A 24,276-nucleotide genomic window follows, 5' to 3' on the forward strand; every position below is an offset into this window, starting at 1 on the left:
CGGCGGCCCAACAGGAGGGGAGCGATGCCAGACACGACCAGACGCGGCGCGATCGGCGCCCTCGGCCGTGATTGCCGGGGGGTGACCGGGCTGGTCGTCGCCCTGACCCTCACCACCCTGACCATGCTGATGGTGGCGGGGATCGATTTCGTCCGCGCCGACATGGTCAAGGCGCGGGCCCAGGCGGCGATCGACGCGGCGGTGCTGGCGGCCGGGCACAGCCTGGGCAACGCCAATTGCCTGAGCCAGGGCACCGCCTATTTCAACGCCAACATGGGCAGCGGCTATCTCGGCACCTCGATCAGCGTGCCGCTGACCTTCAAGGTCAACGGCACCACCGTCACCCCCACCAACACCGCCACCACCTGCGCCGTCGCCCATGCCTCGGGCGACCTCGTCACCGCCACCGCGACCATCAAGCTGCCACTGCTCAGCGTCGGCTTCCTGTCGCTGGCCGACATCCCGATCGAGGTCGCCAACGAGGCCCAGCGCACCACCAACAACAATCTCGAACTGGTGCTGGCGCTCGACACCACCGGCTCGATGGACCAGTCGTCCGGCTATGGCGGCCAGACCAAGCTTCAGGCGATGCAGAAGGCGGCGGTCAGCATGGTCACCACCCTGTTCGGCAGCAACAGCAGCGGCGCCAACATCTTCATCGGCCTCGTTCCCTTCACCGAAACGGTCCAGGCCGGCAAGGAGAGCGGCGGCGCGGTGCATGACGGCTGGCTGCGCACTGGCGCCCCTCAGCATTTCGCCTCGGCCAGCACCTGGGGCGGCTGCTTCTACGAACGGCCGACCACCTCCGGCGGCACCACCTTCACTTTCGACGCCACCCCGCCGGCAACGTTGAAGTTCGAGGACTGGCGGGTGGCGTCGTATGACTGGCTTGCTTCCGGAACAGCGGTCCTGACCTGCTCCACGACATACAAGTCATGCACACAATCAGCCACCAGCATCCAAAACAGCAGTATTACCTACACCACGACGTCCGCCGGCTGGAAAGCCGGTCAGCCGCCGTTGACGAACGCTCTCAATGGCAGCACCTATGGCCACAATTATATCAACTCCAATGCCAATAGCGTCGCCGATGTCTGGTCAGATGGCTATTACGGCTGCACCCCCAGCCCGGTGACCTTCCTCAGCAGTTCGTCGGCCACCCTCACCACCCGGATCAACAGCCTGACCGCCAGCGGCGCGACGATGATTTCTTCCGGCATGCTGTGGGCGTGGCGAATGCTCAGCCCCAACTGGCGCAATTCTGATCCCGATATCGGCTGGGGCAACGCCACCCTGCCCAAGGACACCAGCAGCACTCTTACCAAGGCGGTGGTGCTGCTGACCGACGGCAACAATGCGCCCGCTTACGCCGACAGTGTGACGACAATTTTCACCAACACCAAAAGCACAACATCAAACAAAAACAGGGAAACGACGGCAAATTTTAGCAGTACTTATTTTTATAACATGTTCGGGGCCTATCAGGGCACGCCACAAGCCTCTAGCGGTACTCCGACCAACCGCAACGGCTCAACACGTAACGGCTACGACGGCAACATCCTGTTCAATGTGCGTTCGGCAGCAACCACCTACCAACTGCACATCACCCCGGGGGGCGATCCCGACAGCACCACCGCCGCCGACGCGATCCTGACCCAGGCCTGCACCAACGCCAAGGCCGACGGCATCACCATCTTCACCATCGCCCTCAACACCAATGGCAGCGTGTCGTCAAAAACCCAGACCCTGCTGAAGGGCTGCGCCTCGGACGTCAGCTATTATTACAACGTCACCGACGCCAGCACCCTGACCGGGGTGTTCCAGTCGATCACCGGCGCGCTGTCCGAGCTGCGGCTGGTCAAGTGATCGCCCCGCCCCCGGCCCGTCCGCGCTATAATGGCGCGGGCGGGCCTCGGCATTGGAGGCGATCATGGCGTTCGATCTGAAAAAGGTGCTCGACCGCAAACGCGACGCCGAATGGGCGGCGCGGGACGATTTCGCCTTCCGCTGGCGGGTCCGCACCATCCGTCTGCTGATCGACCACGTCGCGGCGGAGGATCCGGCGGTGCCGCTCGACCGCGCCCCCTACATCGCGATGGTCCCGACCGCCGACGACGAGGCGATCCTGACCGCGCTGTCGCACGCCCTGGCCGAGGCCGGGCGGCCGGTGCCCGACGCGGTGCTGGCGGCGTGGTTCGCCACCGCCCACGCCGAGGCCGAGGCCCAGTTGCGGGTGCAGATCGGCCGGCCCGACCCCGCCATCCTGGTCTGATTCCACCCGCGAGGGGCGAATCGCTCGCCCCTGCCCTGTCCGGCGCGGATGGGTGCGGCGGCGCCCGGGCCAGGCGGGATCGTGCTATGCTGTCCGGGTCGGCATCGGGGGTTCGCATGATCGGAACCGTCATCGGCGTGGCCGGATCGGTGGTCGATCTCGCCTTCGCGGAGAACGCCCTTCCCGCGCTGGGCGAGGCGCTTGAGATCGACCGCGACGGCGCCCCGCCGCTGGTGCTGGAGGTCCAGCAGCATCTCGCCCCCGGCACGGTGCGGGCGGTGGCGATGCAGACCACCAGCGGACTGGCGCGCGGGATTCCGGCGCGGGCGACCGGCGGGCCGATCACGGTGCCGGTGGGCGAGGCGGTGCTGGGGCGGATCATCGACGTGGTCGGCCGCCCGACCGACCGGCTGGGCGCCTTCCCGCCCGAGGTGCCGCGCCGGCCGATCCATCGCGCCGCGCCGCCGCTGGCCCGCCAGGGCGGGGCCAACCGGGTGTTCTGGACCGGGATCAAGGTGATCGACCTGCTCGCCCCGCTGGTCGAGGGCGGCAAGGCGGCGATGTTCGGCGGCGCCGGGGTCGGCAAGACCGTGCTGATCATGGAACTGATCCGCGCCAGCGTCGAAAGCCATGGCGGGCTGTCGGTGTTCGCCGGCATCGGCGAGCGCCAGCGCGAGGGGCACGAATTGCTGCTGGAGCTGCGCCAGTCGGGGGTGCTGAAACGCACCGCCCTGGTGTTCGGCCAGATGAACGAGCCGCCCGGCGCGCGCTGGCGGGTGGGGATGGCGGCGCTGGCGGTGGCGGAATATTTCCGCGACGAGCGCCACGAGAACGTCCTGCTGCTGATGGACAACGTGTTCCGCTTCGTCCAGGCCGGGGCCGAGGTGTCGGGGCTGCTGGGCCGGCTGCCGTCGCGGGTGGGCTACCAGCCGACCCTGGCGACCGAGATCGCCGAGCTGGAGGAGCGGATCGCCTCGGTCGGCGGCGCCGCGATCACCGCGATCCAGGCGGTCTACGTCCCGGCCGACGATTTCACCGACCCGGCGGTGGCGGAAACCTTCCCCCATCTCGATTCCAGCATCGTGCTGTCGCGCGAGATGGCCTCGGCCGGGCTCTATCCGGCGGTCGATCCGCTGGCCTCGACCTCGGTGCTGCTCGATCCCGGGGTGGTCGGGCGGGCGCATTACGACATCGCCCAGGCGGTGCGGCAGGCGATCGCCCGCTATCGCGATCTTCAGGAGATCATCGCCCTGCTCGGCATCGAGGAACTGAGCCGGGCCGACCGGCTGCTGGTCGGGCGGGCGCGGCGGCTGATCCGCTTCCTGACCCAGCCGTTCCTGGTCACCGAGGCCTTCACCGGCAAGCCGGGACGCAGCGTGCCGATCGCCGACACCCTGGCCGGCTGCCGCGCCATCCTCGACGGGGCCGGCGACGATTGGGCCGAGCCCTCCTTCTACATGGCCGGCGGCCTCGACGAGGTGCGGGCGCGCGAAGGCAAGGAGGCGGCGGCATGAAACTGGTGATCGCCACCCCCACCCGGATCCTGGTCGAGCGGGACGACGTCGCCGCGCTGCGGGCCGAGGATGCCACCGGCTGGTTCGGCCTCCGCCCCGGCCACGCCGATTTCCTCACCGTGCTGGAACCCTCGGTGGTGAGCTGGAGCGACCAAGGCGGCGCCGAGCATTACGCCGCGGTGCGGGGCGGGGTGCTGACGGTGCGGGGCGGCGCTGAAATCGAGATCGCCAGCCGCGAGGCCTTCGTCGGCGCCGATCTCGACCAGGTGGAGGAATCGCTGGCCGCCCTGGCCGCCCGCGACCGCGACGCCCGGGCCGAGGCCCGCGCCGGCGCGGCCCATCTCGAAGCGGCGGCGCTGCGCCATCTGCGCGATTATCTCGCTACCCTGCCGGGAGAGCGGCGATGACCGCCCCCGCCCCCACCCCCGCCCCGTCCCCCCTGCCGCCCGACGACCACGCCCCGCTGCGGCGCGGCATCGCCGCCCGCCGCCGCTCCCCCGCGCTGCGGGCCGAGGGCGAGCGCACCTTCTTCCGCAGCCTGGGGATGATCGGCGGGCTGGGCTGGATGATCGTGCTGCCGACGCTGGGCGGGCTCGCGCTGGGGCGCTGGCTCGACGCCCGGCTGGGCGGCGGCCTCGTCGCCACCGGGGCGCTGCTGATGGTCGGGCTGGCGCTGGGCTGCCGGCTGGCCTGGCTGAGGATCCACCAGCCATGACCGCGCTCGGCTGCCTGCTGCTCGGCTTCGTGCTCGGGCTGGTCTATTTCGCCGAACTGCGCGCCAGCCTGCGCCATCTCGGCCACCCGCTGCGGCTGTGGGGGGCGGCCCTGCTGCGGCTCGCCCTGGCCGGGCTGGTGTTCTGGCTGGTGGCGACCCGGGCCGGGGGGGTGGCGACGCTGGCGGCGCTGGGCGGGTTCGTCGCCGCGCGCTGGGCGATGCTGCGGAGGGCGCGATGATCGAATCCTCGCCGTTCGCGCCGCAGGTGCTGTTCCAGCTCGGCCCGCTGGCGGTGAGCCGGGCGGTGGTCACCACCTGGGTCCTGATCGCCGCGCTGGGGCTGGTCCTGGCCCGGGCCACCCGCACGCTGTCCGACCCGCCGGGGCGGGGGCAGGCGGTGCTGGAACTGCTGGTCGAGGGCATCGCCGGCCAGATCGAGGAGGTGATGCGGACCCCGCCCCGCCCGTTCCTGCCGTTGCTCGGCAGCCTGTTCCTGTTCGTGCTGGTCGCCAACCTGTCGGCGCTGCTGCCCGGGGTGCAGGCGCCCACCGCCCGGATCGAAACCACCGCCGCCCTGACCCTGGTGGTGTTCGCCGCCACCCACCTGTACGGCGTGCGCGCCCGGGGAGTGCGGCGCTATCTGGCCCATTACCTCGAACCGACCCCGCTGATGCTGCCGCTGACCGTGCTGTCGGAAATCACCCGCACCTTCTCGATGATGATCCGCCTGTTCGGCAACGTGATGAGCCACGAGATGGTGCTGGCGGTGCTGCTGTCGCTGGCCGGGCTGCTGCTGCCGGTGCCGGTGATGGCGCTCGGGCTGCTGATCGGGGCGATCCAGGCCTACATCTTCGCCATCCTCGCCACGGTGTTCGTCGGCGCGGCGATCGGCGCGGTCGAAACCGGATGAAGGAGAAGGGCTGATGTGGGCTCCGCCCACCCCCGCCAAGGGCCGCAAGGCCCTTGGAACCCATTAAGGGTCGGGCGCGGAACGGCCTGTCAGCTTGGGCGCGGGCATTGGCCGCGCGAAGGGCAAGGAACGGGATCCAAGGGCCTTGCGGCCCTTGGCGGGTGCGGGCGGAGCCCGCGAAGGATCTCAAGAGCGAAGGAGAAACAGCCGTGACCAACGAAATCGTCGCCATCGCCAGCATCCTCGGCGCCGCCCTGGCGATCTCGATCGGGGCGATCGGACCGGCGCTGGGCGAGGGCCGCGCGGTCGCCGCCGCGCTCGACGCCATCGCCCGCCAGCCCGACCTTGCCGGCACCCTGTCGCGCACCCTGTTCGTCGGCCTCGCCATGATCGAGACGATGGCGATCTACTGCCTGGTGATCGCGCTGTTGCTGCTCTACGCCAATCCCTACGCCGCGTCATGAGCCTCGATTGGTCGACCCTGGCGTTGCAGACGGTCAATTTCCTGGTGCTGGTGTGGCTGCTGCAACGCTTCCTCTATCGCCCGGTGCTGGCGGCGATCGACCGGCGCCGCGCCGCCGCGACCGAGGCGGCCGAGCGCGCGGCGGCGGCGGAACGGCGCGGACTCGAGGCCGAGGCGGCCTGGCAGGCCCGGACCCGGACGCTGGAGGCCGAGGCGGCCGAACGGATCGCCGCCGCCGAGGCGGAAGGCCAGCGCCGCGCCGCGTCGATGCTGGCCGAGGCGCGGATCGAGGCCGACCGGCTGACGGCGGCGGCGCGCGCCGCGATCGCGGCGGAACGGAAGGCGGCCGGGGCCGCGCTGGCCGAGCATGCCGCCCGGGTGGCGGCGACATTGGCCGGGCGGCTGCTGGCGGCGGTGGCGCCGGGGGTCGGCGCGGCGCCGTTCCTGACGCTGCTGGAACAACGGCTGGCCGCGCTCGATCCGGCCGAACGGGCCCGCTTCGCCGAGGGCGGGGCGCGGGTCGAAACGGCGCCGCCCCTGTCCGCCGCCGAGGCCGAGGCATGGCGCCGCCGGCTGGCGCCGCATCTGGGCGCGGTCGAATTCGTCGCCACGCCGGAGTTGATCGCCGGGGCCCGGATCGCCAGCGCGGCGGCGGTGGTCGAGGTGAGCTGGGCCGAGGCGCTGGCCCAGGCCCGGCAGAGGATGGCAGGCGATGACGGAACTCGATGACGACCTCGCCCGCTGGGCGGCCCAGGCGCAGACGGTGGCGGCGGCGGCGACACTCGAACCCCACCAGCGCGAACGCGGCCGGGTCGAGCGGATCGGCGACGGGGTGGCGCTGCTGTCCGGCCTCGCCGGGGCCGGGCAGGACGAGATGCTGCGCTTTGCCGACGGCGGGCTGGGGATGGCGGTGACGCTGGCGCCCGAGCGGATCGGGGCGGTGCTGCTGTCGCCCTCGGCCGGCATCGCCGCCGGGTCGGTGGTCGAACGCGGCGGCGCGGTGGTGCGGGTGCCGGTGGGCGAGGCCCTGCTCGGCCGGGTGGTCGATCCGCTCGGCCGCCCGCTCGACGGCCGGCCGGCACCGGTTTGCCAACGCTCGGAACCGGTCGAGCGCCCGGCCCCGGCGATCGTCGAGCGCGACCCGATCACCCGGCCGCTGGCGACCGGGATCACCGTGCTCGACGCGATGATCCCGATCGGGCGCGGCCAGCGCGAACTGATCATCGGCGACGGCAAGACCGGCAAGACCGCGATCGCCGCCGACGCGGTGATCAATCAGCGGGACAGCGACGTGATCTGCGTCTGGGCCTCGATCGGCCAGCGCGCCGCCGCGGTCAACCGGCTGATCGAGGCGGTCGGCCGGTTCGGCCCGCGCGAGCGCACCCTGTTCGTGATCGCCGAGGCCTCGGCCCCGCCGGGACTGGCGTGGCTGACCCCCTACGCCGCCTGTTCGATGGCCGAACATTTCGTCGAACAGGGGCGCGACGTGCTGCTGGTGATCGACGATCTGACCCACCATGCCGCGCTGCACCGCGAACTGTCGCTGCTGCTGCGGCGGCCGCCGGGGCGCGAGGCCTATCCCGGCGACATCTTCTTCGCCCATGCCCGGCTGCTCGAACGCGGCGCGCAGCGGGCGGCGGCGCTGGGCGGCGGCTCGCTGACCATCCTGCCGATCGTCGCCACCCAGGGCGGCAACCTGACCGCCTACATCCCGACCAACATCATCTCGATCACCGACGGCCAGATCATCCTCGACCCCAAGCTGTTCCATGCCGGGCAGAAGCCGGCGGTCGATGTCGGCCTGTCGGTGTCGCGGGTGGGGGGCAAGGCCCAGCCGCCGCTGCTGCGCCGCCTCGCCGGCTCGCTCAAGCTCGATTACGCCCAGTTCCTCGAACTCGAGATGTTCACCCGCTTCGGCGGGATGGCCGACGAGCGCACCCGCCGTCAGGTCGAGCATGGCCGGCGGATCCGCGCCCTGCTGATCCAGACCAACACCCGGGTCCGGGGCCTGCCCGAACAGGCCGCCGGCCTGCTGGCGCTGGGCGCGGGCCTGCTCGACCCGCTGGCGGAACCGGCGCTGGCGGCGTTCCTGGACGGGCTGGCCGACTGGCTGGCGACCGCCTGCCCGGCCCTGGCGGCGCGGATCGCCGCCACCGGCGAGCTCGACCCGGCCGGCCAGAGTGAACTGATCGAACGGCTGCGCGGCCATCTCGCCGCCCTGGGGGCGTGATGGACCGGCCGGAAACGGTGCGGGCGCGGATCGACAGCGTCGCCCAGTTGCAGGAGGTGGTGGGGGCGATGCGCTCGCTGGCGGCGATGCGGATGCAGCAGGCGAGCGAAAGCCTCGACGGCATCCGCCGCTATGCCGCGATCGTCGCCGCCGGGCTGGCCCAGGCGCTGCGGCTGGCCGGCGGCGCGGCCCCGCCCCGGCGCGGCGGCCGCCGCGCCCTGCTGCTGTTCTCGGCCGAACACGGCTTCGTTGGCGCCTATGCCGAAACCCTGGCCGAGGCGGCGCGGGCCGACCCGCCCGACCTGCTGCTGGCGGTGGGAACCAAGGGCATCCAGGCCCTGACCGAAGCCGGCCTGACCCCGGACTGGTCGCTGCCGATGGCCTCGCATGCCGGCGGGGTGGAGGACCTCGCCCGCCGGATCGCCGCCGAACTGGCTCGCCGCCTCGGTGCCGGCGCCTTCACCCGGCTCGACCTGCTGTTCGGCCGGATCGGCGCGGGCGGCGGCTGGCAGCCGGTGCGCCGGCCCCTGTTCCCCCCCGACTTTGCCGACCTGCCCCCGCCGCGCGGCAGCACCGCCCCGTTGCATCACCTGCCCGCCCCCGCCCTGCTCGACCGGCTGATCGAGGAACGGCTGCTGGCCGACCTGGCGCTGGCGGCGACCGAAGCACTGGCGGCCGAGAACGCCGCCCGCCTTGCCGCGATGACCACCGCCGGCGACAACATCGACCGCAAGCTGACGGAATTGCGCGACCAGGAACGGATCCTGCGTCAGGCCCAGATCACCGAGGAACTGCTCGACGTGGTCAACGGCGCCGAACTTCTGTTCGAGAAAGAGGAGGAGGTCCGGAGGCGCCCGCCTCCGGGCGGGGCCGGGGCGACCGTCCCGTAGCTATCCCTCGATGCTGTCGATCAACCGATTGAGCAGGGCGAGCAATTGCTCCCGCCCCTCTCCCCCGAGCCGGTCGGCGAACAGCTGCTCGTGGCGTTCGACCGCCGCCAGGGCCTGCTCGAACCGTTCCTTGCCCGCCGGGGTCAGATAAAGCGACTGCGTCCGCCGATCCGAGGCGTTGGGCCGCCGCTCGGCCAACCCGCGCTGCACCAGCGATTCGAACAGCGGAACGAAATTGGTGCGGTTGATCGCCAGCGCCTCGGCCACCTGGGACGGCGACAGGCCGGGATTGCGGTCGAGCACGGTCAGCACCGCGAACTGGCCCGGCCGCAGGTCGCCCTCGGCGAAGGCGGCGGCATAGGAATGGATCACCCCGACCTGGGCCCGCCGCAGCAGATAGCCGAGTTGGCGCGGCAACGGCCCGAGATCGACGGCGCCCGCCGCCGCCGGCGCGACGCCTTCCGGCTCCCTGTGCCCCCGCTTCACCATTCCCCCGTCCCGGTCAGGCCTGTTCCCGCAGCACCCGCTTCAGCAGCTTGCCGGTGGCGCTGCGGGGCAAGGCGTCGAGGATATCGACGCGGGACGGCACTTTATAGGCGGCCATGTGATCGCGGCAATAGGCGATGACCGCCTCCGGGGTCAGCGCCGCGCCCTCTTTCGCCACCACGGCGGCGACCACGCATTCGCCCTTGTCCGGGTCGGGGCGGCCATAGACCGCGACCTCGCGCACGCCGTCGAGACGGTAGAGTCCGGCTTCGATCTCGGCCGGCCACACCTTGAAGCCGGAGACGTTGATCATGTCCTTGAGCCGGTCACACAGATAGAGATAGCCGTGCTCGTCAATGCGGCCGATGTCGCCGGTATGCAGCCAGCCGCCGCGCAGGGCGCGCGCGCTGTCGTCGGGCCGGTTCCAGTAGCCGGCCATCACGTTGTCGCCGCGCAGGACGATCTCGCCGATCGCGCCGGGGGGCAGCTCGGCGCCGGTCTCATCGACCACCCGGGCCTCGACCCCCGGCAGCGGCCGGCCGACCGAGCCGAAACGATGCTGGTGGAAATCGTTGTAGCAGGCGAACGGGGCGCATTCGGTCAGGCCGTAGCCTTCATAGATCCGCCGGCCGAAGCGGTCGAACCAGCGGCGGGAGATTTCCTCCGGCAGGGTCGCCGCCGCCGACATCTCGTAACGCAGCGACGACAGGTCGTAGGGGGCAAGGTCGCTCGCCAGCAGGGCGATGAAGATCGCCGGCACCGCGAACAGGTGGGTGACGCGCTCGGCGCCGATCGCCGCCAGCACCGTCTCGGGGCTGTAGCGCGGGAACAGCACCAGGGTCGCCCCGGCCAGCATCGCCCCGTTCATCAGGTAGTTCTGACCGTAGGCGTGGAACAGCGGCAGGAAGGCGGCGACGCGGTCGCCCGGCCGCAGGTCGGAGCAGCAGGCCGACAGGGCGATGTTGGAATGGATGTTGCGCTGGGTCAGCACCACCCCCTTGGGCTGGCCGGTGGTGCCGGAGGAATAAAGCAGCGCGGCGGGGTCGTCGGCGGCGCGTTCGATCGGGGTGAACCCGGCCGCGCCCTCGGCATACAGCCGGCCCAGCGCCAGCCAGTCGGGCCCGGCCGGACCGTCATCGACCACGATCCGCAGACGCAGCCCCGGACAGTCGGCCGGGACATGAAAGGTCAGCCCGGCCGGGGCCAGCACCGCCGCCGCCGCCGAATCCTCCAGCAGGTAGCGCACCTCGTCCGACTTGAACATCGGGTTGACGCTGACCGCGACCGCGCCGAGCTTCTGCACCGCGTAATAGGCGACCAGGAACTGGGGCTGGTTGGGCAGATAGAGGGCGACCCGGTCGCCGGGGCCGATGCCGCGCCGGTGCAGCGCGGCGGCGAGCCGGCCAGCATCGCGGTCGAGCTCGGCGAAGGTCACCGACCGTCCCTCGAAGCGGAGGGCGTCGCGGTCGGGCTGACGCTGGGCGTGACGCTCCAGATAGGACGCGAGATTCATGCGCGGGCCTCCCTGCCGGCGGGTGGGGTGGGTTAGGGGGTCAGGGCCTCCTCCAGCCCGGCCGGATCGGGCCGGAACCCGCCGGCGCAGCGCGCGGCCAGCAGGGGGATTTCCGGCAGCATCCAGCGGCGGACGAAATCGGCGCCCTGGCGGATCCGGGCCGGCGACGGGGCGGCGTCAGCGGCGGCATGCAGCCGCGCCCAGGCGGCGGCGAACGCCAGCAGACCGGACAGGCGGAGGAAATCGGCGGCGGCGTAGCCGGGCTCGGGCGCGGCCAACAGCGCCGAGGCCGCCTCCTCCCACGCCGCCAGGGCACGGGTCAAATCCTCCCGCCACGCCGCCTCGGCCTGCGCCGCCGCCGCCACGATCTCGGCGTGAAAGGCGCGGCGACAGGCGCCGTCGTCGAGAGTCAGCAGCCGCCCGGCCAGGGTCATCCCCTGGATGCCGTTGCTGCCCTCATAGATCCGGGTGATGCGGGCGTCGCGCAGGATCTGCTCGACCCGGTATTCGCGCAGATAGCCGTAGCCGCCATGGATCTGGATGGCATGGTCGGCCGCCTCGCCGCCGGCATCGGTACAGAACGCCTTGCAGATCGGGGTCATGATCTCGACCAGCGCCGGATTGGTCCCGAGTTCCAGCTCGACCAGCACCCGGTACAGCATCGCCCGCCCGCCCAGCGCCAGCGCCAACTGGGTCAGCAGGGCGCGGCGGATGTCGGGATGGGCGGCGATCGGATCGGGACCACCGCCCGGACCGGCGCGGCCCTGGTGGCGCTGGGCGGCATAGGCGCGGCTGCGCTGGCCGGCGATCTCGGCCAGCCCGATCCCCTGGGCGGCGACGTCGAGCCGTTCGGCGTTCATCATGGTGAACATCCGCGCCAGCCCCTCGCCCGGCGCCCCGACCAGCTCGGCCCAGGCCGCGTCGAAGGCCATCTGACAGGTCGGCGAGGCATGCAGCCCCATCTTGTCCTCCAGCCGCAGCACCGAGACGGCATTGCGGCTTCCGTCCTCCAGCTCGGACGGACAGAGGAACAGCGACAGCCCGCGCACCCCCGGCGGGGCGTCGGGGGTGCGGGCCAGCACCAGATGGAGCGTCCGCCCGGTCAGGTCCTGATCGCCGCCGGAGATGAACACCTTGCCGCCGGAGATCCGCCAGCCGCCGGCCGGATCGGGCCGGGCAAGGCAGCGGATGCGGCCGAGGTCGGAGCCGGCCTGCGGCTCGGTCAGGCACATCGTCGCCAGCCAGTCGCCCGAGGCCAGCCGCCTCATCCAGCGCGCCTTCTGCGCCGGCGAGCCGTTGGCGCCGAGGGTGCGCAGCGCCCCCTGGCCGAGCGACAGCAGCATCTGGAACGACAGGCAGGCCCCGCTCAGCATTTCCGACACCGCCCCGGCGAGGACATGCGGCAGACCCTGGCCGCCCTCGGCCTCGGCCACCGCCAGCCCGGGCCAGCCGCCATCGCGATAGAGGGCGTAGGCGGCGGCGAAGCCCGGCGGCAGCCGCACCCGTCCGCCCTCCAGCCGGGCCGGATGGGCATCGCCGAGCGGATCGAGCGGGGCGACCACCGCATCGACCAGCCGCCCGGCCTGATCGAGCACCGTCCGGGCGAGGTCGTCGTCCCAGCCGGGCAGGCGGTCCGCCCCGGCGGCGCGCAGGGCGAACAGGATGTCGGCGACGGGCGAGCGATAATCGATCATCGGGGCGCTCCTCCTTTCGGTGGTTGGCGATGGTCTCATCCACAACGAATGGCGTCAAGATTTTGATTGCATATCATAACCATTATGACGGCAACTATTTCATTGACCGAAAGGTTGCCGGTTGCGTAGCCTCGGCGACGGTTCCCCCGCGCAGGAGCATTCCGCGATGAGCAAGGACGGCGCCTTTCCCCGCGTCAGGATCCCCTACGGCACCTGGGGCAGCAGCTTCTTCCCGGCCTGGCAAAGCTCGCCGCTGGCCGAGGTCAATATCGGCCAGGCCGCCGGCGAGGCGATGGCGCTGATCCTGGGGCGGCGCCGGGTGCCGGCCCGGGCGCTGGAGTATCTGGTGATCGGCTCGACCGTGCCGTGGCACTGGAAGTTCTGGACCGCGCCGCTGGTGTCGTCCTGCCTGGGCCACCGCCTGCCCGGCTGTCACGTCGAACAGGCCTGCGCCACCGGCCTCCAGGCCATCGCGGTCGCCGCGCTCGAGGTGCAGGGCGGCGGCAACGACGCGGTCGGGGTGCTGACCTTCGACCGCACCAGCGATTCCCCCGCCGGGGTCTTCCCCGAACGGCGCGGCCCGCAGCGCACCGCGGTGCTGTCCGACGTATGGGACAATTTCGGCTTCGATCCGGCCACCGGCGGCTCGATGCTGGCGGCGGCGGGCAAGGCGGCGCGGCGGCACCGGCTCGACCGGCGCGAGATCGACGAGATCACCCTGTGTCGCTACCAGCAATATTTCGCGGCGCGGGAGCGCGGCTTCCTCGATCGGGTGCTGGTGCCGCTCGACCTGCTGACCAGCGCCGGCCGCCCGGCCGGGCGGGTGGCCGAGGATACCGGGGTGAAGATGGTGACGCTCGACGGGCTGCGGGCGATGCCCGAACTCGACAGTTGCGTCACCGCCGGCGGCCAGACCCATCCGGCCGACGGCATCGCCACCCTGCTGGTGACCAGCCCGGACAAGGCGCGCGACCTGAGCCCGCGCCCGGAGATCGAGATCCGGCTGATCGCCAAGGTCGATGTCCGCACCGGCCCCGGCCTGATGCCCGAGGCCCCGGCGCTGGCGGTGCAAAAGCTGCTGCGCCAGACCGGCCTCGGCATCGACCAGATCGCGGTGATCAAGAGCCACAACCCCTTCACCGTCAACGACGCGATCTTCTCGAAGCTGCTCGGGGTCGATTGGCGGGCGGTCAACCGCACCGGCTCGTCGCTGGTGTGGGGCCATCCGCAGGGGCCGACCCTGACCCGCATCGTGATCGAGGCGCTGGAGGAGGCGGTCGAGTTGGGCGGCGGCTATGTGCTGGTGATGGGATGCGCCGCCGGCGATGTCGGCATCGCCGGCCTGTTCCTGGTGAGCTGAGGAGAGCGGATCATGCGGAGAGCGATGCGGAAATCGACCCTGGAAACGCTGGGCCTCGGCTCGGTGCTCGACATCTTCCGCCGGGGCGGGCTGCCGGTGACGGCGGCGGCGCTGGTCGATCAGGTGTTCGGCCCGCCGGAGGCGCGCGGCTGTCTGGTGGTGTCGGGCGGCAACGGCGTGGTCGGCGCCGGCAAGGTGATGCAGTTCGCCAGCCGGCTCGAACCCTACGGGGTGCCGGTGGTGGCGCTTGACTTCCCCGGCGGCACCGGGCTGGCGCGGGAATATGACGGACTCGCGCGCGGCTTCGGCCCGGCGCGGGCGGCGCGGATCATGAGCAGCGTGATCCAGCTCGGCTATGACGGCACCAGCCTGCCCCCCGCCCTCGCCGCGCTGCGCCCGCGCGTGCTGATCGAGGCGATCCCCGAACTGCTGGAGGTCAAGCGGGCGCATTACGCGTTGTTCCGCGCCGCCTTTCCCGAGATCGAGATCCGCTCGGTCACCTCGGGCTTTCCGGCGCGGGAACTGGGGGTGGCGGTGGCCCATCCCGCCTATCCCCACGCCGTCAACAAGGTGTGGGAGGTGGTCGAGCCCGCCCCCAGCCCGCTGACCCAACTGATGTGGGCGCTGGGGCTGGTGCCGATGCGGATGGAGGACCATTGGTCGTTCGTGCTCGACGTGCTGTTCTGCGGGGCGATGCAGGCCGCCTGCCGCGCCCACGACGCCACCAACCTGCCGCCGTGGAAGCTCGACAAATGGGTGCGCCGGCTGCTGGGGCCGAACCCGTTCCGCGCCCATGACGCGATCGGGGCCAAGGGGGCGACCTTCCTGACTTGGTCGTGCCTCGACCATCTCGCCCGCGAATACGGCCCGCTGTTCGCCCCGGCCCCGGTCCTGGTCGAACACAAGGACAGCGGCCAGGACTGGTACCCGCCCAACCATTTCCGCCCGGTGATCGACTGGCCGCTCGACCCGGCCGGGCAGGAGGAGATCGAGGCCCGCCTGCTCGGGCCGGTGGTGCAGATGCTGACGCTGATCCTGGCCGAGCGGCGCGCCGGCCTGCCCGAGATCAACGCCATCGGCGAACTGTGCGCCCAGTTCGCACGCGGCGCGGTGGCGCTGGCGCGGGGGCTGGGGCGCGAGCGGGTGGTGGCCCTGGTCGAGCGTTACCACGCCCTCGACCAGGCCGCCGCCGCCAGCCCGTGGCACCCCGAGGCGCTGGCCGCGCTCGACGGCCCCGAGGGGCTTCAGCTCTACGTCAATGCCGAGCATGACGGCACGGTCGGGGTGATCAGCCTCGGCCGCGAGAGCTACAATTGGGACGTCGATGCCGAACTCAACCGCGCCCTCGACTGGCTGCGGGCCGAGGGGATCGCCCGGGTGATCGTCACCGGCGATTTCCACCTCGCGCCCCAGATGGTCGGGGCCGACACCGCCGACTTCCACCCCGCTTTGGGCGACGCGGCGCGCGGGGCGGCGCTGTCGCGGGCCTGGACCGCCACCGCCCGCCGCCTGCATGACGAATTCGCCGTCTCGGTCGGGCTGATCAACGGCAAACGCTGCCTGGGCGGCTTCCTCGAACTGATGAGCCATTGCCATACCCTGATCGCCGCCGAGGGGGCCGAGTTGGGGATGCCGGAGGTGACCCTGCCGGTGGTACCGGGGATGGAAGGCTGCCACTGGCCGTTCCGCCGCGCCGAGCCGCGCCACTGGCCCGATCTGCTGCGCCTGCTGCTGGAGGGGACCAGCGTCCGCGCCGCCGACACGGTCGGCTGGCTGACCGACGCCGCCGCCCCGCTCGACGCGGCGATCGCCCTGGCCTGGGCGGTGGCCCGGGGCGATCGGACCCTGCCCCGCCGGCCGCTGGCCGCCGGCCCGCTGAGCGGGCTGCTTGAGCGGATGCCGCCGCTGTCGCCCGCCACCGGCCCGGCGCTGGCGGCGGGACGGGCGGCGATCCTCGACGCGATCCGCCAGTGCGGCGCGGTGCCGCTCGATCAGGCGCAGGAGCTCCAGGCCGAGTTGTCGGCCCGCTTCCTCGCCTCGGCCGAATGCCGCAGCGGGCGGATCGGCGCCGCCTACGCCAAGACCGCCGCCTAGGGTGGGCTGCCGCCCACGCCCGCCCGGGGCGATGCCCCGGACCCCCTTTGTTTTTTCGGTTCATCACCGGATCCCGGGGGAAAAAGCAGGTCATGGCCGGGCTTGACCCGGCCATCTCCGTGTCAGCGCGGAGCAAGGCGCCAAGTGGCTCCCATCGATGCGCGGTTCAAGTCCGCGCATGACGGAAAAAGAGTGGCCGGGCAACAGACTCAGGCGGCGAGGCGTTCCAGCTTGCGATGGCGAAACGCCCCCGTTTTCGGTTCATCACCGAATCCCGGGGAAATAGAAGCAGGTCATGGCCGGGCTTGACCCGGCCATCCACCTGTCAGCGCGGGGCAAGGCGCCAAGTGGCTCCCATCGATGCGCGGATCACGTCCGCGCATGACGGAAAAAGAGCGGTCGGGCAACAGGCTCAGGCGGCGAGGCGTTCCAGCTTGCGATGGCGGAACGCCCCCCACAATGCGGCGCCGATCGCTCCGGCATAGAGCGAGTCGGGGTGGCCGACCGCTTCCAGACCGACCTGTTCCCCGGCCAGCGCCTCGTTGAGAGCGGCGACCAGCCCGTCATCGAGGGCGAGGCCGCCGGTCATCAGCACCCGCCCCTCGGCGGCGCCGACCGATTTCAGCAGCTTGGCGAGCCGCACCGCCATCGATTGATGGATCCCCTTCAGGATGTTGGCGGCGGAGATGCCGCGCGACACCATGTTGATCACGTCGGTCTCGGCCAGCACCGCGCAGATCGACGACACCTTTTCCGGCGCGTCGGCGGTGCGCGACAGCGCGCCGATCTCGTCCTGGGCGATGCCGAGATAGCGGGCGATGTTCTCAAGGAACTGGCCCGAGCCCGAGGCGCACTGGCTGGTCATCTTGTAGGACAGCACCTTGCCGCCGTCGTCGATCCGGATCGCCCTTCCGTTGAGGGCGCCGACATCGAGCACCGCCCGCGCCGCCGGGTCGAGGAACGCCGCGCCCCGGCCATGGGTGGTCATCGAATAGAAATGGCCGGTGGCGAAGGACAGGCTTTCGGCGTCGCCGGTCGAGGCGACATAGGCGACCTGATCGGCGGCGACACCGGCCTGGGCCAGCAGGGCGTGGAAGCCCTCCTCCGCCAGCCGGAACGGATCGCGGCTGCGGATGCGGGCGGTGTCGCGCGCCAGCCATTCGGCGCGCTCGCCCTCGACCCGGAACAGCACGCTCTTGACGCAGCCGGCGCCGATATCGATGCCGGCGGTGAGGATCGCGGTCATGGGATCTCCTTTCCTGGCTCAGGCGGCGGCGCGGACGGCGAAGGCCGCCCCGCCCAGTGCGCCGGTGTAGATCGAATCGGGGTCGATGTTGATCTGGACCTCGCCGTAATTGTCGCGGATCAGGCCGCGCAGTTCGTTCACCGCCGCTTCGTTCTTGGCGACGCCGCCGGTGAAGGTGAACTGGTCGCGCACCCCGCCGGCCCGGCTGAGGATCGACATCGCCCGCAGCATGATGGCCCGGTGCAGCCCGGCCAGGATGTCCTCGCGCTTCTCGCCCAAGGCCAGCCGGTCGCGCAGCTCGGCCCCGGCGAACACGGTGCAGGTCGAATTGATCCGCACCTGCCGGGTGGCGTTGCTGGCCAGCGGCCCCAGTTCGTGCAGGCCGATGTTCATCTCGTCGGCGATGTAGCCGAGATAGCGGCCGCAGCCGGCGGCGCAGCGGTCGTTCATCTGGAAATTCTCGACGATGCCGTCGGCATCGACCTGGATCCCCTTGGTGTCCTGGCCGCCGATGTCGAGCACGGTGCGGGTGCCGGGATACATGATGTGGGCGCCGAGGCCGTGGCAGAGGATCTCGGAGCGGATCTGTTCCTTGGGGAAGGGCAGCCGGACCCGGCCATAGCCGGTGCCGACCACATGCGCCTCCTCCAGCGGGATCGCCAGCGCCGCCCGCACCGGGGCGGCCAGATCGGTCCCGCCCGCCGCGCCGCGTTCGAGGGCGCGCAGGAACTTGTCCTCCATCGCGCCGGCGGGGGGCCGGTTCTCGACCGCGATGATCGACTTGTCATAGAGGTTGAGCAGCAGGTCGAACGGCAGCCCGGCGGCGCGGCACACCGCCTCGCCCTCGGTCATGAACGCCGCCCCGGCGAGGTCGCGGAAGAAGTCGGACTTGCGCCGCACCCCGGGGGCGTAGAGCGCGGCCGAGCCCGCGCGCAGCCGGGCGAACACCGCCGCCAGCGCCTCGGCCACCGCCCGTTCCCGGCCGGAAAAGCGCGGCCCGCGCACCGCCTCGGCGCAGGTGCGTTCGAGGTCGTCGAGCTGTTCGAGGAACTGGATGTGGCGGAAATGACGTTCGAGGTCGGCCAGGATCGTCTCGACCCGCCCGGCCAGCGCCGGTACCCCGGCCAGGGCGCGGCGGAACAGGGTCAGGCGGGTATCGATCAGCGCCTCCTGCTTCGACACCAGCGCGGCGGTGTCGTAGTTCGAGCGCGAATTGGTGATGCCCCGGCCCAGCACCTGGCTGTTTTCGTCCATCACCACCGCCTTGGTGGTGGTCGAGCCGAGATCGATTCCGATGAAGCAGCGCATCGCGGGCATCCTCCTCAAGCAGCCTGACCGAGCGAGCGGCGCTTCTGCTCGATCATCTGGAAATAGCTTTCCAGCCGGTTCTTGACGTTGGCGGCGGAGAAATAGCGGGGATCGACCAGATCGGTCTCGATGAAGGCGCCAGGGCGGCCGGTGCGGCGCTCGACCTCCTTCATGATCATCAACTGGCCGGCCGAGAAGCTGTTGCAGCTCTTGATCGAGTTGATCAGCAGGCCGTCGGCCTCGTATTCCTCGACATAGCGGGCGAGCAGATCGACCCGGGTCGGCAGGCTGCGGTTGGTGTAGCAACCGAGGCAGTAATCGGCGAGCGATTCGAGCGGGTGGTCGGGGTCGTGGCGGAAGCCCTGGTCGTAAAGGCCGCCGACCTTGGTGTAGCTTGATGCCACCACCACCGCGCCCTCGTCGCTGAACATCTGCCAGAACTCGCGGAAGCTGGTCCAGTTGGGCGGGCCCTCGACCACCAGCCGGTATTTCTGCCGGTCGAACGAACTGCCGTCGGGCAGCACCGGCCCCTGGCCGGCGGCGATCCGCGCCTCGACCTCGCCCCGCAGCGCCTGATAATAGGCCACCGCCTCGGGGGTGCCGCGAAAGGCGGTGAAGATCGGGCCGATGTAATAGACCCCGCCGAAATAGGCGTCGATCGGCGAGGGCTTGCGCTTGCCCTGTTCCAGGCACCACACCAGATCATCCTCGGCCCGGGCCGAGGCGCGCAGATGCTCGCGCAGCTGGTCGATGTCGAATTTCACCCCCGACACCTGCTCGAGGCCGGGGATGATCACCTCCTGCAACTGGCGGACGACGTAGTCGCGCATGTTGCGGGTGGTGTGGCCGTCGCCCTCGTAGGGGACATGCAGCATCAGGGTCGGGCATTGGTACTGCGACCGCAGCAGCTCGAACCATTTCATGAAGGTGTAGCAGCCGGTATAGGACAGCAGCAGCACGTCCGGCACCGGGAACGGCCGGCCGTTGGGGGCGATCGCCCCCTTGCCCATCATGCCGATGTCGGCCTTGACGTAGGTGCAGACATCCTCGGAATGGCCGCGCTTCTCCGCCTCCATGATGTAGTCGCCCGACCGCTTGCGCATGCCGTTCTGGATCGCGTTGATCTCGGGCAGATTGTTGACCAAGCCGAAACACATCAGCAATTCGTTGAGGTTGCCGGGAACGAAGGTCGAGGCCACCTTGCGCCCGGTCTCGTGCTTGGAGGTGATCGCGTCGTAATTGCGGGCGATCAGCTCCTTTTGCAGCAGCATCGACGGTTCCTTGACGATCGCGCTCATGGTCTCAGCTCCACAGCTTGATGGAATCGGCGAAGGTGCCGGCCTGTTCGCGGATCGGCTGCATCTGGCCGGAATTCTCGGCGTATTTGAAGGCGATGTGGGGAATGCCGGCCTCGGTCAGCCGGTGGCAGATCATCGGCCGGTCGAGCAAAGCCGGGTCGCAGAAGCTGGGGCTGGCATAGATCACCCCCTCGGCGCCGCAATCGCGCACCCGGTCGAGATGGAACCGGCCCTTGTCGGCCTCGACCGGGACATATTTGCAGGCGGTCTCGACCGAATGGCCGAGATAGGCGTCGCTGAGCGCCTGGAGCGGATCGCCCTCGGTGGCGACGTCGGCGGTGAGGAAGCGGTTGACCAGGGCGTAATCGTCCTCGACCACGTAGCAGCCGGCCATCTCGATCGAGCGGATCAGCGCCAGCGGCGGCTGTTCGCAAAACGAACCGTAGATCGCCACCCGGACATTGTCGCGGCGGGGCCGGGCCTCGGCGGCGATCGCGGCGAGATAGTCGGCCAGCAGCCGGTTGTGCTCCTCGACCGGCATCATCAGCCCGGCCCGCATCAGCACGTAAACGTCGGCGGCCGGGGCCCGCCACGGCTCGGCGGCGCGGGCGGCGTAGACCGCGCGCACCAGCCGGCGGTTGTCGTTGTAGAGCGCGATCGAGGCGCGGAGCGCCGCCTCCTCGATCGGGCGGCCGGTCAGCGCCGCCAGCCCGTCGCGCAGTTCGCGCAGTTCCTCGACGTAATAGGCGCCGCCGACCGCCGGATCGAAATTCTGCGGGGTGTCGAAGAACTTGCTCCACACCCCGGGGAACATCAGCTTCCACATCCCCGACAGATTGCGGATCACGTCGCAGACGAACGGGAACAGCATGCCATCGACGAAATCGAGCCGGCCGCTGACCCCCAGCTCGACGGTCGAGCGCGGGATGCGGCAGATGTAGCTCTGATAATAGGCGTCGCCGTGGATCACCTCGACCCGGTCGCCGCCGCCGAACAGGCCGAGCGGCAGGCAGCCGGCGGCATGGATCAGTTCGAGCGGGACATAGACCGGCAGGAAGCCGATCACCTTGCGCCCCGGCGCCGCCGCCTTCCAGGCGCGGGCATGGGCGAAGTCGAGGTCGTCGTGGATCTGCTGGCAATGCGCGATGATGTCGGCGGACTGGGTCATGGTCAGCGGCCCTCCCACACGGCGGGTCTTTTGTCGAGAAAGGCGGTCAGGCCCTCGGCGGCGTCGCGGGTCGCCATCAGGCCGTCGAGATAAAGCGCCTCGACCGCCGCCAGTTTGGCCCGCACCCGCTCGACCAGATCGAGCCGGGCGGCGCGCAGGGCGAAACGCAGCGAGGACGGGCTGTGGCGGGCGGCGCCGTGATCGAACCAGGCCAAAGCGGCGGCGGCGGGATCGTCGGCGACCTGCTGGACCAGACCGAGCCGGGCCGCCTCGGCGGCGTCGATCGGCTGGCCCGACAGCAGCAGGCCGGCGGCGGCGGCCGGGCCGATCCGCTCCGGCAGCAGGCAGGAGGCGGCGGGGGCGAACACCCCCAACTGGATCTCGGGCTGGCCCAGCCGGGCATCGGGCGCGGCGAACAGCAGGGTGCCGGCGCAGGCGACCTCCAGCCCGCCGCCCAGGCATTGCCCGCGCAGCGCGACCAGGATCGGCAGCGGAAAGGCCACCATCCGCAGGATCAGCGCATGCAGCCCGGCCAGCATCGCCGCGCATTGGTCGGGCAGATGCTCGGCGACGCTGGCGCCGAAGCTGAAATGCGGCCCCTCATGGTCGAGCAGCACCGCCTTCAGCGCCGGATCACCCTCGGCCGCCACCAGCGCCTGATCGAGCGCCGCGATCATCGCCGCGTCGATCAGGTTGGCCTTGGGCCGGGCCAGGGTCAGCCGCAGCAGCGCGCCGTCGCGCTCCGCCCCGAGGGTGAGACAGGGCGCGCTCATCGCCCCGCCCTCGCCGCCGGCAGCAGCCGCTCGGTCAGCGCCTCGTTCCACGGCGTGCCGGCGGCCAGCGCCTGCCGCAGGGCGATGAAGTCGATCTCGCGATCGTCCTTGCTGCCCTCGTTGAAGGCGCGGAAGCCGGCGCGGGCCTCGGTCATCATGTTGAGCGCCAGCCAGGCCCGGCTGTTCTCCTTGTTGGCGTTCCAGGCCGCCAGCTTGGGCTTGCGCAGTTCCTCCAGCGTCTTGGTGAAGCAATCGGGGAAGGTCAGCAGGATCTTGCCGCACAATTCCTCGACCTTGGCATCAAGCAGCGACAGATCGACCGTGCCCTGTTTCAGCAGGTCGCGCCCGGCCGCCGCCTCGGCCCCGGTCTTGAACTCGCCATGGATCACCCGTCCATATTCATCGAGATAGCGGTCGGTGATCACGGTCGGGTTGGCGACGAAGGCGCCGTCGATCTTCAGCGCCGGGACGATGTCGGTGATCATCCCCAGCCGCGCCGCCTTGTGCGCCGACCAGGGTTCGCACAGCGAACCCGACACCATCGCCCGCTCGGCGCCGATCATCACCGGCAGGAAGTCGGTGGCGCCGCCGATCGGGGCCGAGCCGTGCTTGGGCCCGGCCTGACCGAAGCGGGCGAGGTCCTGGGCGACCGAGAAGTCGCAGGCCATCCCGATCTCCTGGCCGCCGCCGATCCGCATCCCGTTGACCCGGCAGATCACCGGCTTGTCGCAGCCGAGGATCGCCGACACCATGTCGTTGAACAGCCGCATGTACTGGCGGTATTCCTGCGGGTTGCCGGCGTAATATTCGGCATATTCCTTGGTGTTGCCGCCGGTGCAGAACGCCTTGTCGCCGCTGCCGGTGAACACGGTGGCGACCACGTCGCGGGCGTTGGAGGCGGCGCGGAAGGCCAGGATCACCCCCTTGACCATCTCGGTGGTGTAGGAATTGAACTGACGCGGATTGTCGAGGGTGATCCAGGCGTTGTAGAGCCCGGGCACCAGAGCGCCGTCGGGGGCGCGGGCCGGTCTCTTCTCGTACAGCACCCCCGGCACCACCGTCTCGGGCACCAGATCGTGATCGTGCAGCGCGGCCGGAGCGGCGGCGGCAAGGCTGGAAGCGGAATGCGCGGTCATGGCTCTTCGCTCTCCGTTGGATGCGGGCGGACGGATCAGGGCACCAGCACGGCGCGGCGGCCGAGCCGGTGGGCGTGGGCGTCGTCGAAGATCCGGTTGATCTGGTCGAGCGGATGGTGCTCGACGAAGGCGGCCAGCTCGATCCGGCGGTCGAGCACCAGAGCGAGCGCGGCCGGGTAAAGCTCGGGCGGGCAGCCCCAATTGCCGAGCGCGCGGGCGTGGAACGCCATCAGGTTCGACAGCCGGATCTCGACCCGCTCCATGGTGAAGCCGACCACCGCCAGCGTCGCCCCATGCACCAGCAGGTTCCAGGCGCTCTGCTGGCCGGCGGCGGTGCCGGAACATTCGAAGATCACCCATTCCCGCGCCGGCAGGCCGTGCGCCTCGGCCCAGGCGGCGACCGCCTTCTTCAGGCTTCGGGCATCGTGGGCGCGGGCGTTGAAGGTGGCGGCGGCGCCGTGGCCGGCCACCGCCGCCAGTTTGGCGTCATCGACATCGACCGCCACCACCGTTGCCCCGAAGGCCCGGGCGATCTGGACGCAATGGCCGCCGACCCCACCGACCCCGATCACCACGCACAGGCTGCCGGGGCCAACCCCCGCCTGGACCACCGCCTGATAGGGGGTGGTGACCGCGTCGGCCACCACCGCGAGATCGGCCAGGGTCAGCCCGGCGGCGGCGAGGCGGTCCTCATCGACCGGGCACAGCCCGCGCGCCGGCACCACCACATGGCTGGCGAACCCGCCCTCGATGTCGTTGCCGGGCATCTGCTGGTGCGGGCAGATGGTGCCCTTGCCGCGCCGGCAGGCATCGCATTCGCCGCAGGGGATCACCGCCGGCACGATCACCGCCCGCTCCAGCCAGGATTCGGCGCCGGGGCCGGCGGCGACCACCCGGCCGCTGATCTCGTGGCCCAGGGTCAGCGGCAGCGGCCGGTTGGTCCGCACCCCGTCATAGTAATAGCCGAGATCGGTGTGACAGACGCCGCAGCCGGCCACCGCCACCACCACCTCGCCCGGACCGGGCGCGGCCAGCGTCACCACCTGCCGCTCCAGCGGTGCCCCCACCCCGGTCATCACCCAGCGCCGCGCCTCGATCGTCATGTGTCGGACCTCCCCCGGTGGGCCGCCTCTTGACGCGGCGGCCGGTTCGAAACTACGATAATGGCATTGGGGTACCATAATACATTTTTTGGCGTCAAGCGGG

The 24,276-nt window shown here is 70.9% G+C and carries 23 protein-coding genes; 13 read left to right on the plus strand and 10 right to left on the minus strand.

What is annotated here, in order from left to right:
• Positions 1-24: 24 nt before the first annotated feature.
• From ACFSNB_RS11985 to ACFSNB_RS12035, 11 genes are all read left to right on the plus strand, one after another.
• Positions 25-1,866 carry a hypothetical protein gene (locus ACFSNB_RS11985; RefSeq protein ID WP_377316831.1) on the plus strand — a complete coding sequence of 614 codons (1,842 nt, stop codon included), beginning with the start codon at positions 25-27 and terminating at the stop codon, positions 1,864-1,866.
• A 64-nt stretch (positions 1,867-1,930) separates the two neighbouring features.
• On the plus strand, positions 1,931-2,272 hold the full coding sequence (locus ACFSNB_RS11990) for a hypothetical protein (protein WP_377316833.1): 342 nt from the start codon (positions 1,931-1,933) through the stop codon (positions 2,270-2,272).
• 116 nt (positions 2,273-2,388) lie between these two features.
• A complete protein-coding gene (gene atpD, locus ACFSNB_RS11995) occupies positions 2,389-3,786 on the plus strand; it encodes a F0F1 ATP synthase subunit beta (protein ID WP_377316835.1) in 1,398 nt (465 codons plus the stop codon).
• Positions 3,783-4,193, plus strand: a complete 411-nt coding sequence (locus ACFSNB_RS12000) for a F0F1 ATP synthase subunit epsilon (protein WP_377316837.1) — start codon at positions 3,783-3,785, stop codon at positions 4,191-4,193. The genes atpD and ACFSNB_RS12000 overlap by 4 nt, the downstream gene beginning before the upstream one ends.
• On the plus strand, positions 4,190-4,501 hold the full coding sequence (locus tag ACFSNB_RS12005; protein ID WP_377316839.1) for an AtpZ/AtpI family protein: 312 nt from the start codon (positions 4,190-4,192) through the stop codon (positions 4,499-4,501). Before ACFSNB_RS12000 ends, ACFSNB_RS12005 begins: the two co-directional genes overlap by 4 nt.
• Positions 4,498-4,740 (plus strand): N-ATPase subunit AtpR, encoded by a 243-nt coding sequence (locus tag ACFSNB_RS12010; protein ID WP_377316841.1) that lies wholly within the window; start codon positions 4,498-4,500, stop codon positions 4,738-4,740. The genes ACFSNB_RS12005 and ACFSNB_RS12010 overlap by 4 nt, the downstream gene beginning before the upstream one ends.
• Complete coding sequence (gene atpB / locus ACFSNB_RS12015; RefSeq protein ID WP_377316843.1) at positions 4,737-5,411, plus strand: F0F1 ATP synthase subunit A; 675 nt, start codon at positions 4,737-4,739, stop codon at positions 5,409-5,411. Before ACFSNB_RS12010 ends, atpB begins: the two co-directional genes overlap by 4 nt.
• 209 nt (positions 5,412-5,620) lie before the next feature.
• Positions 5,621-5,875 carry a F0F1 ATP synthase subunit C gene (locus ACFSNB_RS12020; RefSeq protein WP_377316845.1) on the plus strand — a complete coding sequence of 85 codons (255 nt, stop codon included), beginning with the start codon at positions 5,621-5,623 and terminating at the stop codon, positions 5,873-5,875.
• Entirely contained in the window at positions 5,872-6,603 is a 732-nt protein-coding gene (locus ACFSNB_RS12025) for a F0F1 ATP synthase subunit B family protein (RefSeq protein ID WP_377316847.1), read from the plus strand. Before ACFSNB_RS12020 ends, ACFSNB_RS12025 begins: the two co-directional genes overlap by 4 nt.
• Positions 6,587-8,104 carry a F0F1 ATP synthase subunit alpha gene (locus ACFSNB_RS12030; RefSeq protein ID WP_377316849.1) on the plus strand — a complete coding sequence of 506 codons (1,518 nt, stop codon included), beginning with the start codon at positions 6,587-6,589 and terminating at the stop codon, positions 8,102-8,104. The genes ACFSNB_RS12025 and ACFSNB_RS12030 overlap by 17 nt, the downstream gene beginning before the upstream one ends.
• A complete protein-coding gene (locus ACFSNB_RS12035; RefSeq protein WP_377316851.1) occupies positions 8,104-8,994 on the plus strand; it encodes a F0F1 ATP synthase subunit gamma in 891 nt (296 codons plus the stop codon). Before ACFSNB_RS12030 ends, ACFSNB_RS12035 begins: the two co-directional genes overlap by 1 nt.
• Here the strand turns inward: ACFSNB_RS12035 and ACFSNB_RS12040 are convergent, their stop codons facing one another.
• Genes ACFSNB_RS12040 through ACFSNB_RS12050 form a run of 3 tightly spaced genes read right to left on the minus strand, consistent with a single transcriptional unit; the run spans position 8,995 to position 12,687 of the window.
• On the minus strand, positions 8,995-9,483 hold the full coding sequence (locus tag ACFSNB_RS12040; protein ID WP_377316853.1) for a MarR family winged helix-turn-helix transcriptional regulator: 489 nt from the start codon (positions 9,481-9,483) through the stop codon (positions 8,995-8,997).
• A gap of 13 nt (positions 9,484-9,496) precedes the next feature.
• Positions 9,497-10,993 (minus strand): class I adenylate-forming enzyme family protein, encoded by a 1,497-nt coding sequence (locus tag ACFSNB_RS12045; protein ID WP_377316855.1) that lies wholly within the window; start codon positions 10,991-10,993, stop codon positions 9,497-9,499.
• 32 nt (positions 10,994-11,025) lie between these two features.
• Positions 11,026-12,687 (minus strand): acyl-CoA dehydrogenase family protein, encoded by a 1,662-nt coding sequence (locus tag ACFSNB_RS12050; RefSeq protein WP_377316857.1) that lies wholly within the window; start codon positions 12,685-12,687, stop codon positions 11,026-11,028.
• A gap of 166 nt (positions 12,688-12,853) precedes the next feature.
• Between ACFSNB_RS12050 and ACFSNB_RS12055 the strand changes: the two genes are divergently transcribed.
• Both ACFSNB_RS12055 and ACFSNB_RS12060 read left to right on the plus strand, forming a co-directional pair.
• Positions 12,854-14,047 carry a thiolase family protein gene (locus ACFSNB_RS12055; RefSeq protein WP_377316859.1) on the plus strand — a complete coding sequence of 398 codons (1,194 nt, stop codon included), beginning with the start codon at positions 12,854-12,856 and terminating at the stop codon, positions 14,045-14,047.
• A gap of 12 nt (positions 14,048-14,059) precedes the next feature.
• Positions 14,060-16,141, plus strand: a complete 2,082-nt coding sequence (locus ACFSNB_RS12060) for a hypothetical protein (protein ID WP_377316861.1) — start codon at positions 14,060-14,062, stop codon at positions 16,139-16,141.
• Between the two features lie 412 nt (positions 16,142-16,553).
• Here the strand turns inward: ACFSNB_RS12060 and bcrD are convergent, their stop codons facing one another.
• The 7 genes from bcrD to had are packed head-to-tail and all read right to left on the minus strand — an operon-like array spanning position 16,554 to position 24,173.
• The gene (gene bcrD, locus ACFSNB_RS12065; RefSeq protein WP_377316863.1) at positions 16,554-17,387 is read right to left on the minus strand and encodes a benzoyl-CoA reductase subunit D; all 834 of its coding nucleotides are present in this window, start codon (positions 17,385-17,387) and stop codon (positions 16,554-16,556) included.
• Positions 17,388-17,405: 18 nt separating this feature from the next.
• A complete protein-coding gene (gene bcrA, locus ACFSNB_RS12070) occupies positions 17,406-18,695 on the minus strand; it encodes a benzoyl-CoA reductase subunit A (RefSeq protein WP_377316865.1) in 1,290 nt (429 codons plus the stop codon).
• 14 nt (positions 18,696-18,709) lie between these two features.
• Complete coding sequence (gene bcrB / locus ACFSNB_RS12075; RefSeq protein ID WP_377316867.1) at positions 18,710-19,993, minus strand: benzoyl-CoA reductase subunit B; 1,284 nt, start codon at positions 19,991-19,993, stop codon at positions 18,710-18,712.
• Positions 19,994-19,997: 4 nt separating this feature from the next.
• Positions 19,998-21,161, minus strand: a complete 1,164-nt coding sequence (gene bcrC, locus ACFSNB_RS12080; RefSeq protein ID WP_377316869.1) for a benzoyl-CoA reductase subunit C — start codon at positions 21,159-21,161, stop codon at positions 19,998-20,000.
• 2 nt (positions 21,162-21,163) lie between these two features.
• Positions 21,164-21,934 carry a cyclohexa-1,5-dienecarbonyl-CoA hydratase gene (locus ACFSNB_RS12085; protein WP_377316871.1) on the minus strand — a complete coding sequence of 257 codons (771 nt, stop codon included), beginning with the start codon at positions 21,932-21,934 and terminating at the stop codon, positions 21,164-21,166.
• The gene (gene oah / locus ACFSNB_RS12090) at positions 21,931-23,070 is read right to left on the minus strand and encodes a 6-oxocyclohex-1-ene-1-carbonyl-CoA hydratase (protein WP_377316873.1); all 1,140 of its coding nucleotides are present in this window, start codon (positions 23,068-23,070) and stop codon (positions 21,931-21,933) included. Before oah ends, ACFSNB_RS12085 begins: the two co-directional genes overlap by 4 nt.
• A gap of 35 nt (positions 23,071-23,105) precedes the next feature.
• Complete coding sequence (had, locus tag ACFSNB_RS12095; RefSeq protein WP_377316875.1) at positions 23,106-24,173, minus strand: 6-hydroxycyclohex-1-ene-1-carbonyl-CoA dehydrogenase; 1,068 nt, start codon at positions 24,171-24,173, stop codon at positions 23,106-23,108.
• Between the last annotated feature and the right edge of the window lie 103 nt (positions 24,174-24,276).

Source organism: Phaeospirillum tilakii (genome assembly GCF_042683125.1).
GTDB lineage: Bacteria > Pseudomonadota > Alphaproteobacteria > Rhodospirillales > Magnetospirillaceae > Phaeospirillum > Phaeospirillum tilakii.

Excerpts from the sequence above, each read along its gene's own strand:
- ACFSNB_RS11985 (WP_377316831.1), top strand. The coding sequence starts at position 25 with ATGCCAGACACGACCAGACGCGGCGCGATCGGCGCCCTCGGCCGTGAT.
- ACFSNB_RS11990 (WP_377316833.1), top strand. The coding sequence starts at position 1,931 with ATGGCGTTCGATCTGAAAAAGGTGCTCGACCGCAAACGCGACGCCGAA.
- atpD (WP_377316835.1), top strand. The coding sequence starts at position 2,389 with ATGATCGGAACCGTCATCGGCGTGGCCGGATCGGTGGTCGATCTCGCC.
- ACFSNB_RS12000 (WP_377316837.1), top strand. The coding sequence starts at position 3,783 with ATGAAACTGGTGATCGCCACCCCCACCCGGATCCTGGTCGAGCGGGAC.
- ACFSNB_RS12005 (WP_377316839.1), top strand. The coding sequence starts at position 4,190 with ATGACCGCCCCCGCCCCCACCCCCGCCCCGTCCCCCCTGCCGCCCGAC.
- ACFSNB_RS12010 (WP_377316841.1), top strand. The coding sequence starts at position 4,498 with ATGACCGCGCTCGGCTGCCTGCTGCTCGGCTTCGTGCTCGGGCTGGTC.
- atpB (WP_377316843.1), top strand. The coding sequence starts at position 4,737 with ATGATCGAATCCTCGCCGTTCGCGCCGCAGGTGCTGTTCCAGCTCGGC.
- ACFSNB_RS12025 (WP_377316847.1), top strand. The coding sequence starts at position 5,872 with ATGAGCCTCGATTGGTCGACCCTGGCGTTGCAGACGGTCAATTTCCTG.
- ACFSNB_RS12030 (WP_377316849.1), top strand. The coding sequence starts at position 6,587 with ATGACGGAACTCGATGACGACCTCGCCCGCTGGGCGGCCCAGGCGCAG.
- ACFSNB_RS12035 (WP_377316851.1), top strand. The coding sequence starts at position 8,104 with ATGGACCGGCCGGAAACGGTGCGGGCGCGGATCGACAGCGTCGCCCAG.
- ACFSNB_RS12040 (WP_377316853.1), bottom strand. The coding sequence starts at position 9,483 with ATGGTGAAGCGGGGGCACAGGGAGCCGGAAGGCGTCGCGCCGGCGGCG.
- ACFSNB_RS12045 (WP_377316855.1), bottom strand. The coding sequence starts at position 10,993 with ATGAATCTCGCGTCCTATCTGGAGCGTCACGCCCAGCGTCAGCCCGAC.
- ACFSNB_RS12050 (WP_377316857.1), bottom strand. The coding sequence starts at position 12,687 with ATGATCGATTATCGCTCGCCCGTCGCCGACATCCTGTTCGCCCTGCGC.
- ACFSNB_RS12055 (WP_377316859.1), top strand. The coding sequence starts at position 12,854 with ATGAGCAAGGACGGCGCCTTTCCCCGCGTCAGGATCCCCTACGGCACC.
- ACFSNB_RS12060 (WP_377316861.1), top strand. The coding sequence starts at position 14,060 with ATGCGGAGAGCGATGCGGAAATCGACCCTGGAAACGCTGGGCCTCGGC.
- bcrD (WP_377316863.1), bottom strand. The coding sequence starts at position 17,387 with ATGACCGCGATCCTCACCGCCGGCATCGATATCGGCGCCGGCTGCGTC.
- bcrA (WP_377316865.1), bottom strand. The coding sequence starts at position 18,695 with ATGCGCTGCTTCATCGGAATCGATCTCGGCTCGACCACCACCAAGGCG.
- bcrB (WP_377316867.1), bottom strand. The coding sequence starts at position 19,993 with ATGAGCGCGATCGTCAAGGAACCGTCGATGCTGCTGCAAAAGGAGCTG.
- bcrC (WP_377316869.1), bottom strand. The coding sequence starts at position 21,161 with ATGACCCAGTCCGCCGACATCATCGCGCATTGCCAGCAGATCCACGAC.
- ACFSNB_RS12085 (WP_377316871.1), bottom strand. The coding sequence starts at position 21,934 with ATGAGCGCGCCCTGTCTCACCCTCGGGGCGGAGCGCGACGGCGCGCTG.
- oah (WP_377316873.1), bottom strand. The coding sequence starts at position 23,070 with ATGACCGCGCATTCCGCTTCCAGCCTTGCCGCCGCCGCTCCGGCCGCG.
- had (WP_377316875.1), bottom strand. The coding sequence starts at position 24,173 with ATGACGATCGAGGCGCGGCGCTGGGTGATGACCGGGGTGGGGGCACCG.